Genomic DNA, 13,133 nt, shown 5'->3' on the forward strand with positions numbered 1-13,133 from the left:
AATCGAATCATCATGCAAAAATCAATTATAATTTACTGTTTATTGATGGTGTTAATAGTAACAACGGCTTGCGAGAATTTTGTCGAAGTCGACACACCAAAAAACCAACTTACCGGCGTAGTGGTTTTCGAAGACCGAAATACAGCCAACGCCGCCGTATCGGATATCTTCGCCAAACTCCGTGATAACGGATTAATTACGGGTTCATCACTCGGTACTTCTGTAAACCTTGGTTTGTACACAGACGAGTTATTGTACTATGGCACCGCCGACGAGAATGTATCCCATATTTTCAACAACAGCCTAATGGCGTCCAATCCAACCGCAAGACAATTCTGGAATGATGGCTACCATCAAATTTATTGTGCCAATGCGGTTATAGAAGGTTGCCAGCAATCGGTTAAACTTTCGCAATCAGATAAAAATCTGTTTATTGGCGAAGCACTTTTTATAAGAGCACTGGTACATTTTTATTTGGTTAATCTCTTTAACGATGTGCCTTATATTACCACTACAGATTATCAGCAAAATAGTTTAGCGACGCGTATTTCAAAAGCACAGGTATATGAACAGGTAGTTTCAGATTTACTTCAGGCTGCGGAACTCTTACCGCAGAGTTATCTAACCTCGGAGCGCGTCCGCCCGAATAAAGCCACCGCCAAAGCATTACTGGCAAGAGTATTTTTGTATCAGGAAAATTGGTTGCTTGCCGAAACCATGGCAACAGAAGTTATCGATAATCCCGATTACATTTGGGAACCTGATTTAGATAGAATCTTCCTCAAAGAAAGCACAGCAACCATTTGGCAGTTCGCTCCAAAACTGGCTGGTAACAATACAGACGAAGCCTCGGTTTTTATTTTCACAAGCGGTCCACCGCCATTTGTCGGGTTAAATCCAAACTTAGTTACAGTTTTTGAACCAACAGACCTTCGAAAGTCCCACTGGATAAACACAATAACAGACGGAACAAATACTTGGTATCACGCCTACAAGTACAAGCAAAACACTAATACCGGAACGTCTTTAGAATATTCGGTAATCTTCCGTCTGGCAGAACAGTATTTAATTAGGGCAGAAGCAAGGTTAAAACAAGGAAACGAGATTGGGGCAAAATCAGATGTAAACCTAATTCGAAATACTGCAGGCTTACCAGATACGCCAGCAACCACCGAAGCATCGTTATTCGATGAAATCATGGCACAACGCCGTTTAGAATTTTTTACCGAATATGGTCACCGTTTTTTCGACCTCAAACGAACAGGACGTTTAAACACAGAACTAAGTCCAAACAAACCCGGTTGGAATACTACAGATGCTCATTGGCCAATTCCCGAAACCGAATTACTGGCAAACCCGAACATGACACAAAACCCGGGATACTAATGAAAAAAACATATTTACAAGTTGTTTGCAGTATAGTAGCTGTATTCATATTTGGGTTGGTGCCCTGCCCTGTAATGGGGCAGGTAGCAACCAAAATCCCGCTTACCGAAAAAGACTATCACTTATGGGGCACGTTACAAACCCATGCTATTTCAGATAACGGCCAATGGGTAAGTTATACTATGTCCTACCCATCAGGCGCTGATACCCTTTTTGTCTCAAACACCCAAATCGAAAAAAAATATATACTGGCCAAATCCTTTGACGGCAGGTTCATACAGGATAACATTTTTGCATACCGCAAAAACAACAACCTGATACTGCTTAACCTTTCAAAAGGAACAGAAACCGGCATAACAAATGTTTCCAATTACGAGATAACCTCTAATGGGAATTATATCATTACTGAAGAACCAACACCAACTGGAAGTAAAACGCTTGGCATTAGAAATATTCAGGGGAAACTATTGCAAGCCATCGATGAAATTAGTCTTTATGTTTGGAATGAGGCCAAGACAAAAATCTTGTACACAACAACAGATAGTATACCTTCGGTTACTATAATCAGTCTTGTTGCAAAGCCACAAACTAAATTGGTTTATAAAAATGCAAATACAGTTTACAGCGCTTTAACTTGGCAGGAAAATGGGGAAGATGTAGTGCTGTATCAAACAAGTACTAAAGGCGATAAACAATCCGAAGTAGTGTATTTCAATAGTAAAGAAAATAAGTGCTACAGCTTAAATGAAACAAGTTCAGGTTTTCCAAAAGACTTTAGAATAGATACCAATTCTAACATTGTATTAAAACTTTCAACCGATGGGAGCAAAGTGTTTTTCGGAATACAAAGCACACTCGAAAAACCTGATAAAGAAAACTTCGAGGATGTTGAAATATGGAATGCGAACGACAAGATGATATACCCTGAAAGAAAATTAAGAGCGTCAGTAGGCAATCCGCAATTATTGGCAGTATGGTGGCCAAAATCTGGAATAGTAAGGACAATTACTTCAGAGAAAGAATCATGGGTAATGTTAACCGGAAATCAACGATACGTCATAACTGCCAATCCAATGCAGTACGAACCCGAATACAAACTTTTTGCAGACAGAGACTTTTACCTCACGGAACTGGCAACCGGAAATAAAATAAAGCTCTTGGAAAAACAATCAGGTCAAGAGGAAATGATTAGAGTTTCACCTGATGGTAAATATATCATTTATTTCAAACAAGGAAATTGGTGGTGTTATGATATTCTAAAAAGAACCCACACTAATCTAACAAAGGGATTGAATGCAGATTGGGACAACAGTAAAACAGATCCGGGAGCACAATTAAATGTTTGGGGTTTGGCAGGATGGACACAGGATAATCAAGCAGTTTTACTTTACGACTATTATGATATTTGGTGTATTGCAGCAGATGGTAAAAAAAGAGAAAGACTTACCCAAGGTAAGGAAAATAATACCCGCTTCAGGTTCCAAAAAAAGCAGGTTGTAGGACAGGGAAATTATTCAGGTTTGGTAGATAATAACATAGATAGTACAAAAAGTATTATCCTCACAGCATTTAATCATCATAATGGCAATTCGGGATACTATAGACTAAGCCCTGATAAAAGACTTTCTGAATTGGTTATAGACGAATCATTGTCCAGTCGTATTATTGAATCCAAAAGAAGTGAAGCGTTTGTATACGAAAAACAAAAGTTTGATAATCCACCAACAATCATATTCAGAAAAAATGCGAAAGATAAAGATAAAGAACTGTTTATAAGTAATCCACAACATTTTCGTTACCAGTGGGGTAAGTCAGAAATGATACACTTCAAAGCGCCCTCAGGAAATCAACTAAACGGAGCATTGTTTTATCCGGCAAATTACAAGCTGGGTCAAAAATATCCCATGATAGTCTGGATTTACGATACGGTATCACGGGAACTAAACCAATATGTAAACCCAACACTCAGCAACCCCATTGGTTTAAACATTACCAACTTTACTTCAAAAGGATATTTTGTATTGTTGCCGGATATTGAATTTCAAAAAGGAAGTCCGGGAAAATCAGCTTTAGATTGTGTAACTACGGCGGTTAATAAAGTAATAGAAATGGGGTTTACAGAACAGGGGAAAATAGGATTAAAGGGGCAATCCTTCGGGGCTTACGAAACCAACTACATTATATCCCAAACCAATTTGTTTTCCGCCGCTGTTAGCGGTGCTGGAGTTTCCGATGTTGCAAGACATTATTTCACACTTAATAAAGAAGACAATAAAATAGACGCTTGGCGTTATGAAAGCCAGCAATACCGTATGGGAAAATCATTTTTTGATGATCCGCAAGGTTATCTCAATAATTCACCCTTAATGCAGGCAGCTGGGATAAATACCCCTTTATTAACTTGGGCTGGTTTAGAGGACGAAAACGTACTACCGGAACAAGCCTTAACTTTATACATTGCCTTGCGAAGATTAAACAAAAAGCACATTATGCTCAGGTATCCCAATGATGGTCACATCTTTGTTAATACTAATAATCAAATAGATTTATCCAACCGCATCCAAGAATGGTTCGACCATTTTCTCAAGAAAGAACCGGCAGCAAATTGGATTCAGAATGGAATAAAATAAATGTAAAGTGCCTCCCTTGTTTTGTGGAGGCACTTTGTTTTTTCTGTATTAGTGAATCACTTTATACAGGTTCAAACTACATTGATTAGCTGCGTTTTTTAACCAAACACGTCTAGGAGTTGCCTCGCTCGACATACAAAACTGTCCGGTGTTTACGGGAGTACAATCAATAGCAACTTCCAAACAATTTGATGGGGAAGGATTTTGAATGAATCCCGTAATTAAAACAGGTTTTTTAGCTTTCTTAACTTTTGCGTCATTAGTACTGATAGCACCTGCGCTGGCCATGGTGAATGCCAAAACTGGCAAAATCACTTTTGCAATTGTTTTCATAATAATAAAATTTAGATATGGTTTTTTGATCTACTCTTTTCTACAGGTTTTCGATCTCAGTCCTGGTACCGGCCGGTATACTTTTAAGTCTTTTTACGAATAAGATTTGTATTCAGATGGTATCGGTGCAAGTTGGAGCCAATAATGGCATATAGGTTATCCCCTATAACATACATCGATTGTAGCCTTGCTTTTCCCACATGATAGATGTAAATGCTTGATAAATAAGAATTGTTCTGTGTGTTATAAATATCCACGATAGAAGCTTGCTGCCACATTTCTTTAGCTTCATAGCGACCAATAATTTTAGAATTTACAAACAACAAACCGTTTGAAAAAGCAGTCAATTGATTTACTGTAAGAGGAGGTGAAGCCATTTTTCGTTGTTTGGTTTCCTTTATGTAGGCAGTTTTAAAGTTTACATGACTAATAGTATCAATGGTCTTACCACGATAATCAAGTTTTAAACTCGGGTCAGATACAATAAACTGATTTCGGTAATAGTAAGTGTATATAAATTTTTTGGTTAAGTTGTCAAATGTCATAGTCCCGTCAGTATCAAAAAAACCGTCAACTTGTTTTTCTAAAAGTTTAGGAGCATAAGTAACTTTCAAAGAATCATCAAATTGAAATGTTCCTAATACATTGTTCCCGTTATTTATATTTTGAGCTCGGAATACGACAGTTGTCGGTGTAGTAACTTCCGCTTTCGAGAAATAATATCCATTCGGCTTCATCAGGATTTTTCCTTTCCAATCCAATAGCAAACCGCGATAGATAATCGGAACGGTACCATCCATCAAATAAAAATAAGGAGGGAATACTTTCACTTGAACAGTGTGAAAAGGAAAATCTTCACGTTCCAGCTCAATTTTAAATCGTTTCTTGGTTTTTAACGTGGTGTCATAAGCGGTAATGTGCAAAGGAGCTAAATGATCGGCTAAGTAAACAGTTTCATTATCAGAACCGGCAAAGTATTGCGAGTTATTAATCAACTTTGCTTCATCAGTCTTAAATGCCGAACCTTGGATAAACCTACGGATAAAGGGATTTTCCTGATGCATGGTCCGCTCCGAAGCCATATAAAGCCCAACCATAATTGCAATACAAGAGGGAAAAATAATAGAGAGCTGAAGGATTGTTTTGCGTGCATTAGTTGTAACAAGAAACAAACCAATCAATGCCAAAACCACAAAACCGATATTAAAAGCAAGATGTTCCTTCCATCCAAGCGATTCCAAAATACCACCACAGGAACACGGTACAAAATAGGAGTAATTCAAAATGATTACGATATAAGCAGTAAAAAGAACCATCAGCCCTAAAGCAGATAGCAAACCAAGGTACCGGGTTTTAGGAAAACAAAGTAGTAGTGCAATGATAAGCTCAGTCCCAAGTACGCTGTAAGACACAAACCCCGTAAAAGCACTTAAAAGAGGGGATTGTCCAAGCTGCGCCTGAAAGTTGTCAAATTCAAGTAGTTTACTTAAAGCCGCGTAAACAAACAAAATAACATACAGTAAACAAATACTTTCAAGCAATATGGTTCTAAAAGTTGCATTCAGTTTCATAACATTAATTCATTTGATTTAATGATGTAAAATTCTGAAATACAATTAATAAAGGCTTTTCAATTCGGGACAATGATTTGTCCAAAAAGGAGAAATTGAATCAAGATAGAAAATTATGAAATACGAATAACATTAAACGTCTTTGGTAAAACCAGACCTTAGAACGCGCAGCCGTTAAGAAAAATAAAGCCGATTCCGTTAAGAATTATCCGCTGTTTGAGCGTTAGCGAGTTCGGATAATTTAGGAGTCGGTTTTATTTTTTAGGTGGAGCGTTCAAGTCTTGACTTTTTGTTTCTTTTGTGTCAAGACAAAAGAAAATTTATATTTAGAATACTGATACATCAAGTAATTAGTAAATCAAAATCATTTACTGAAATCCCTTTTCAAATCAGTAGGCGGGTACCCATACTTCTTCTTAAAAGCCTTTGAAAAATTAGGATACGTATTAAAACCATTCATATAGGCAATGCTCTTCAAAGGCATATTAGTTTTCTCAATAAGTAAATGAACTCTTTTCAGCCGTTCATCATTATAGAATTGGTAGATACTTGTATTAAAGAAGTATTTAAAAGCTTCTTTTAGTTTGTGTTCATTGGTTCCAAAAATTTTGGAAAGCTCTTTTAGTGAGGGGAGTGGGTTTTCTAAATTCGATAAAATATAATCATAAAGCTGTTGCATTAGTTTAGCATCGTCACGTCTCGTTTTGGGTAATCGTAAGGCAGAATTGAAATCCTCTTGAGTGTTTTCATTTTCCGTTGAATCAATAAAAATAGAATGGATAATAAATCGGTTATCATTTGAGATTCTCGATATACTGCTAAATAGTGATACAACTTCTTTTTGATCAGAAGTAAGATAGCTTAATGAAAGAGTAGAAACCTTTGCATTGGCTAATATAGTGGGTAATAATCTACCAAAGTTTTGGGCTGAAGTGTCCGTTAATAGCCTTGTGAATTTCAATCCATCAAAAGAAACTGTATCGTATTTTAGAAGAGTGTATGCTTCGTGTGTACTGTTGAAAATAATAAACTCCTCATCAACAATAAAACTCACGCTAGTCAGGTTTTGCTGTAAATGATGCGTATTGATATAGCCTTTAGGAAACAATGTTTCCTGCATTTCCTCAGCCACCATATTGATAAGCACCGTTAAAGACTCCAATTCATCATCTTCATCGGTTCGTGCTATTCGCAGACTAAAATTGCCACTGGCCATTTCAAGCAACATCTGCCGGATGCTGTGAATCCGTTTCTGGTTGATTTCCCTATTCATAAAACACTGATATTTAATTATAAATAAGTTTTCAAGAATGCCAATGCCATCTCTTCATTAGTGAAAAAAGAAGTGGGGATAGTAGGTTTATTCACTTTCAGATAAAAATCACTCATGGTTTCAGAAACTTGCGGATTGCCAAGAATAGCAACCGCTTTGGTGAGTACTGAACCAAATTGGGCAAGATAATCCCTGCCGGCTTTGTCTGAATCTTTTATACCTCTAATATCACAAAGAACAGGATAAATCATTTCGTTTTGAAATCGAATACGGTCAGACACGACTTTACGGGCTACAGTTAAAGTAATAACGGTATCCGGCTTATATTCAAAATAGAGAATGCCATGCGAAATCCAAAATCGAGCATGCATATTTTCATAACAATCATGAGCTGCATTCATGATGTATCAGATAAAATGGTACAATACTGCAAAATTAAAAATAATAATGGATTAAAAAACTTACAAAACAACCTAATTGTCCCTAAAATCAATTAGTGTTTGTCAATTCGGGAATTTGAGTTGTCAAAATAGGAGTAAGCGCAAATTACTATAAAAGACGTCAAAATTTATCTACAATTTTGGCGCCTTAATAACCCAAACGTAACACGCTACTAATCAAAACAAAAATGGCTAAAATTAAACACAACAACTTTATCGACACCGTAAATGGTGTCATCTCGGGTGCTAAAAATGAAGGTGTACTTCATTTGTATGCTGAAGATTCCTTCTTAAATGGCAGAACATTGCAAATACATGGAAAGCAAATGTATCATTTCGGAACAACCGGGTATCTCGGTTTAGAGCAGGATGAAAGAATTAAGCAAGCTGCAATCAATGCAATTCAAAAATTCGGGACACAGTTTCCGCTTTCCAAAACGTATATATCAAATCCATTGTATGCCGAATTAGAAGCCAAAATTGAAAAGATGTATGGTATAACACCTGTGATTACAAAAAACAGTACACTAGGGCATTTGGCAGTTATTCCAACAGTGGTTCGCGATGAAGATGCGGTTATCTTAGATCATCAAGTACACTGGAGCGTGCAAAATGCATGTCACCAGCTAAAACTAAGAGGGATTCCTGTAGAAATGGTTCGCCATAATAACCTCAATATGTTAGAAGACATAATAAAAGAACTAACCAACAGAAGCGGAAAAATATGGTACATGGCTGATGGTGTTTATTCAATGTTTGGTGATTTCGCACCAATCTCGGAATTGATAAAACTAACCCAGAAATACCCTCAGTTGCATTTGTATTTTGATGATGTTCACGGCATGAGTTGGAAAGGTAAAAATGGTACAGGATATGTATCCGACTCATTTAATCAATTACCAAACAATGTTTTAATCGTCACCACTTTAAGCAAAACTTTTGGAGCAAGTGGAGCAACGCTTATTTGTTCAGACGAGAAGCTAAGAGAGAAAATCAAAAACTTTGGTGGACCGCTAACATTTTCCGCACAACTGGAACCGGCTTCACTCGCAGCTGCATCTCGTTCAGCTGATATTCATTTATCACCTGAAATCACAGTAATGCAAAATGAATTAACAGAAAGAATAATCTATTTCAATTCATTATTAGAAGATTCAAATGTGCCGCTAATTGTTAAGAATGATTCACCGGTTTTCTTCATTGGGACGGGTATGCCTGTAACTGCTTACAATCTTACTCAAAAGCTTTTCAAAGAAGGTTTTTTTGTGAATCCGGGTTTATATCCTGCCGTTCCGGTTAAGAATACAGGTATTCGCATAACGATATCACGACACAATCAGAAAGAAGATATTAAAGCTTTAGTAGATGCGTTACAATTTCACTTGCCAAAAGCTTTGGAAGAAACAGATAACAGTTTTGATAAAATTCAAAGAAGTTTTCGACTCGAAAAATCATGTTATAAAATCAAAAAGGAAACCGCTGATTCCGGGTTGTTGCAATTCCAGTTTGAAACATCAATTCACAACATAGATAAAGAGTTTTGGAATATTGTATTGGGAGGTCAAAGTGTATTTGATTGGGAAGGAATGTGCTATTTAGAAGATGCTTTCAAGAATAATCCTATTCCACAAGACAATTGGGATTTTTACTATTTGATTGTAAGAGATAAAAAGAACACTCCGGTCTTAGTCACTTTCTTCACTTGTGCGTTATGGAAAGACGATATGTTGTTACCGGAATCCGTTTCAAAGCAATTAGAAGAAAAACGGAAATCAAATCAATTATACCACACCTCAAAAGTAGTGAGTATGGGCTCGCTTTTTACAGAAGGGCAACATTATTATTGCAATAACAACCATCCTTTATATAACGAAGCAATCAAATTGTTGCTTTCAAAAGTAGAGGAGGTGTACCATGATATAAATGCAGATATGCTGGTATTGAGAGATTTTGAATCAAATAATAGTTGGAATGATTTGCTGCACAATCAAGGCTTTATAAAAGTAGATATGCCGGAAACTTGCACAGTAACAGATAATACTTGGTCAACAATTGAAGATTTTACTAAGAAACTGTCACCCCGTTCCAGAAAACACTTTAATAAAGAAATCTTTCCTTTTGAATCTTGCTTTGATATTCAGGTCAAAAGTAGTTTATCAGATTTGGAGTTAGAAAAAGCCTATAAGTTATACATTAATGTAAAAGAGAACAATTTTGCAATCAACACTTTCACTAATCCATTGAGCGTTTTCAAAAAAATGAACAATTATAGTTCATGGGAGTTTATTGTACTGTACTTAAAAGAGAATGAATCCGTAAAACCTGAAATGGTTGGTGTCGTATTTGGATACAAAAATTTAAATAGGACTTATGTTCCAACATTAATAGGTATGAATTACAGTTATGTTCAGGAATTGAATTTATACCGTCAGTTATTGTTTCAGATTATTAAAAGAGCCAATTCTTTAGGGTATTCAAAAATTGATTTTGGATTTTCGGCCACCTTCGAAAAACGAAAACTCGGAGCGAAAATAACGCCAAAAATAGCCTACATACAAGCCAAAGATAATTATGCATTCGAAGCATTAAACAGTATACAAAACGAAATAAAGTAATAGACCAACAATGCTTACTATTAGCCAAACACAACAAATGAAAACGATTACAGCACACATTGACGATTTCAATCAAAAATGCAATGCCATTTTAGAGACAAACGATAATCATTTAAAAAAAGCAAACGAAGGTATTCAGTTATGTAACAGAACACTTTCGGTGCTAAAAGATAAAGTAGAACAGCATGATTTTGAAAATGTACCAGATGAAATTGATTTTTTTAAAAATTACAAGCCTGTCCCAATGAGTTACCTCATTTATTTTACCGAAGTCCGTTCGTGCGAGTTAAGAATGCCCAAGGCAGGTACTTCATACAAAATTGAGTACCTTCAAAAAGAGTTGAAAAAAGTAAATAAGTTCTTTTATAAAAATGCAGATTTTGTACACTATATGGAACAGGGTTACAGTTATCTCGATCATCAGTTTTTTACGCGCAATCAAAGAGATAATTTTCCATTTACACCTATGACAGACTATTATCAGTTTCCCGAGTTTTCCACAGCTCAGGATATGCTTTGGGCAAAAGTGAAAGCTATGTATCGTTTTATGCATTACATAAGGGAGGCATTAAAGAATCTAAAGGTTAACAATGCTGAAATTTTTGAAGAAAAAACACATAAGGTTTTAGTTTGGACAGCTTCTAAAACCGCTTTAATTGAATTGATTTACGCGCTTTACTCTAATGGAGCACTAAATCACGGTGCTGCAGATATCAATCGAATAACATCTTCATTCGAGGATTTTTTCAACATCAAACTCGATAATGTTTATAAAACATACAACGAAATAAAAGAAAGAAAGAGCAGTAAAACAAAATTTCTTGAAGAATTAATGCTTAATCTCCATAAAAAAATCCATAAAGAAGAAGGGATTTAACTTTAGGTTTTTTAATCCTATCTACAAAATTAAACGAAGGTCTTTTGATTTAAATAATAAGCTAAATCCTTTTTGAATATACAACTGTTTTATTATAGTTAAGTTCAGGAAATTAGGGTTTGGCTTATTTTCTTATGTGGTTTTTCTTTTTCTTTCTAAGGTAAAAGAAAAGACAATCTAATTATTTGCATCTTATATCTACACTAAATAGCAAAGCATTAAGCAAATAAACTGTTAAACTTTCTCGTAACTACGTTTTTCACTACGAACAAATGAAAAATTTACTTCACATTTTTGCTCTGTTCGAACAAGATAAGTTTAAAGTTTATAATTATGAATTACATAAAACATATGACAGCCTATTATTATAGGATATCAGAAGACCATTCACTTAACGCAACACACGTAAGTCTTTACATGGCACTTTTTCAGTTTTGGAATCTCAATAGGTTTCATAATCCAATAAGTATTGCACGAAATGAAGTCATGCAAATTAGTAAAATTGGCTCAAAGTCAACGTATCACAAATGCATGCAGGAGCTACATGACAAGAAATACTTGATTTACTATCCTTCTAATAATCCATTAAAAGGAAGTAGTGTACATATGCTCGATTTTGAACAGCCTAACAAGCAAGCATACAAGAGTAGTACTAGTCCAAAAATAGGACAAGCTATAGGCCATCTTCCGAACAGCTTGGAGTCACATAGAGATACAACTGTAGGACAAGTAATGGTACCTTCTATAAACAATAGAAACATAACAAACTTGTCAAATAATATAAAATCAAATGTTAAAAATCAATCTAATCACTTGCATAAACTAACACATAAAAACTATGAAGAGCCACTTTGATATCAGTAATACATATAAAGTAGAAAACAATTTTAGGGAATATAGTTTACAGCGTTGTTTTAAATATTTGGAAAAACAGGGTAAACAAACCTATGGTCAGGCTTTTAAAATTTATGAAGAAGACAAAGTAACAATTCTAAAGCTTCTTATTTATGCTATAAAAGATGAAAGAAATGCCGAAAAATTGGGTCTCGATTTAAATAAAGGAATTTTATTATCAGGTCCAATGGGTTGTGGGAAAACTTCAATTATGCACTTGATGAAACCCTTTTTTACAGCAAAATATGATTATAAAATTAAAACGACTCGTGAAATAGCATTTGAATTTTCTAAAAATGGTTTCGATTCTTTGCTGCCTTATATTCAAAATACAACAAGTAGTAATCGTATATCAGGTTATTGTTTTGATGATTTAGGGGCAGAGTCTCAAATAAAGTATTTTGGTAACAATTGTAATGTAATGGCTGAAATACTTTTATGCCGTTATGAAAAATTTAATGAATATAAAATTATAACACATATAACTACAAATTTATCAGCATCTGAAATTGAAAAAAATTATGGGACTAATGTTCGTTCTCGTATGAGAGAAATGTTTAATGTTGTAGGTTTTGATTGCCATTCAAAGGATAAAAGAGATAAAACTTAATTGTTTGACTCTTTATATTGATTATTAAAATAAGCCCAAACTTGAATAGTTTGGGCTTTACTTTAAAAATGTTATTTCTTTCTTTTACCTATAATTAGTTCCATTACTAAGGAAACAACAAAACTAATTATGGCTCCTAAGATTGCTAAAACAATTGTTTTTAGAATATCGGAAGAGGATATAGTAGATGCAATGCAAAGCAAAGTTCCTCCAATCGTACATGGATAGTGTGTATTAGGTGTCTCCATATATATTGGCATTATTTTGTGAAGTATTATTTTTTAATTTTACATCATCAACTGTAATCTGACTTACAGCAGATAATACACTACCAGCAACTGCAGCATAGCCAGCAGCAGTTACTATAGTCAAAGGTAAAGCAACTGGTGCAGTAACAATGGCACCGCTTACAGCCAATAATACTAGTCCTACATTACGTAGCAGTTTAAAAAACTTTGGAGTTGGAGCTTTTGCTCTTTCAATTACATTCATAAATGTCAAGAT

11 protein-coding genes are annotated in these 13,133 nt (G+C 35.2%); 5 read left to right on the forward strand and 6 right to left on the reverse strand.

Features of this window, described 5'->3' with window-relative positions; all coding sequences use genetic code 11:
* Window positions 1–12: 12 nt before the first annotated feature.
* Window positions 13–1,386, forward strand: a complete 1,374-nt coding sequence (locus ACZ1JT_RS09845) for a RagB/SusD family nutrient uptake outer membrane protein (RefSeq protein WP_465093649.1) — start codon at window positions 13–15, stop codon at window positions 1,384–1,386.
* Window positions 1,386–4,016 (forward strand): S9 family peptidase, encoded by a 2,631-nt coding sequence (locus ACZ1JT_RS09850; protein WP_465093650.1) that lies wholly within the window; start codon window positions 1,386–1,388, stop codon window positions 4,014–4,016. The genes ACZ1JT_RS09845 and ACZ1JT_RS09850 overlap by 1 nt, the downstream gene beginning before the upstream one ends.
* A 48-nt stretch (window positions 4,017–4,064) precedes the next feature.
* Here ACZ1JT_RS09850 and ACZ1JT_RS09855 read toward each other — a convergent pair whose 3' ends face one another.
* From ACZ1JT_RS09855 to ACZ1JT_RS09870, 4 genes are all read right to left on the reverse strand, one after another.
* Entirely contained in the window at window positions 4,065–4,349 is a 285-nt protein-coding gene (locus ACZ1JT_RS09855; protein WP_465093651.1) for a DUF6520 family protein, read from the reverse strand.
* Window positions 4,350–4,432: 83 nt separating this feature from the next.
* Window positions 4,433–5,920, reverse strand: coding sequence for a DoxX family protein (locus ACZ1JT_RS09860; RefSeq protein ID WP_465093652.1), 1,488 nt, complete (start codon window positions 5,918–5,920; stop codon window positions 4,433–4,435).
* 364 nt (window positions 5,921–6,284) lie between these two features.
* Window positions 6,285–7,193 carry a helix-turn-helix domain-containing protein gene (locus ACZ1JT_RS09865; protein WP_465093653.1) on the reverse strand — a complete coding sequence of 303 codons (909 nt, stop codon included), beginning with the start codon at window positions 7,191–7,193 and terminating at the stop codon, window positions 6,285–6,287.
* A gap of 17 nt (window positions 7,194–7,210) precedes the next feature.
* On the reverse strand, window positions 7,211–7,594 hold the full coding sequence (locus ACZ1JT_RS09870; protein WP_465093654.1) for a DUF7793 family protein: 384 nt from the start codon (window positions 7,592–7,594) through the stop codon (window positions 7,211–7,213).
* Between the two features lie 227 nt (window positions 7,595–7,821).
* Between ACZ1JT_RS09870 and ACZ1JT_RS09875 the strand changes: the two genes are divergently transcribed.
* The 3 genes from ACZ1JT_RS09875 to ACZ1JT_RS09885 all read left to right on the forward strand — a co-directional run bounded on the left by ACZ1JT_RS09875 (window position 7,822) and on the right by ACZ1JT_RS09885 (window position 12,629).
* The gene (locus tag ACZ1JT_RS09875; protein WP_465093655.1) at window positions 7,822–10,248 is read left to right on the forward strand and encodes an aminotransferase class I/II-fold pyridoxal phosphate-dependent enzyme; all 2,427 of its coding nucleotides are present in this window, start codon (window positions 7,822–7,824) and stop codon (window positions 10,246–10,248) included.
* A gap of 37 nt (window positions 10,249–10,285) precedes the next feature.
* Window positions 10,286–11,125 (forward strand): RteC domain-containing protein, encoded by an 840-nt coding sequence (locus ACZ1JT_RS09880; protein ID WP_465093656.1) that lies wholly within the window; start codon window positions 10,286–10,288, stop codon window positions 11,123–11,125.
* An 838-nt stretch (window positions 11,126–11,963) separates the two neighbouring features.
* The gene (locus ACZ1JT_RS09885) at window positions 11,964–12,629 is read left to right on the forward strand and encodes an ATPase (RefSeq protein WP_465093657.1); all 666 of its coding nucleotides are present in this window, start codon (window positions 11,964–11,966) and stop codon (window positions 12,627–12,629) included.
* Between the two features lie 71 nt (window positions 12,630–12,700).
* Here the strand turns inward: ACZ1JT_RS09885 and ACZ1JT_RS09890 are convergent, their stop codons facing one another.
* Together ACZ1JT_RS09890 and ACZ1JT_RS09895 are read right to left on the reverse strand one after the other, a co-directional pair.
* The gene (locus ACZ1JT_RS09890; RefSeq protein WP_465093658.1) at window positions 12,701–12,877 is read right to left on the reverse strand and encodes a hypothetical protein; all 177 of its coding nucleotides are present in this window, start codon (window positions 12,875–12,877) and stop codon (window positions 12,701–12,703) included.
* Window positions 12,864–13,121, reverse strand: a complete 258-nt coding sequence (locus ACZ1JT_RS09895; protein ID WP_465095289.1) for a hypothetical protein — start codon at window positions 13,119–13,121, stop codon at window positions 12,864–12,866. The genes ACZ1JT_RS09890 and ACZ1JT_RS09895 overlap by 14 nt, the downstream gene beginning before the upstream one ends.
* Between the last annotated feature and the right edge of the window lie 12 nt (window positions 13,122–13,133).

This window comes from Flavobacterium sp. IC2-16 (assembly GCF_055521455.1).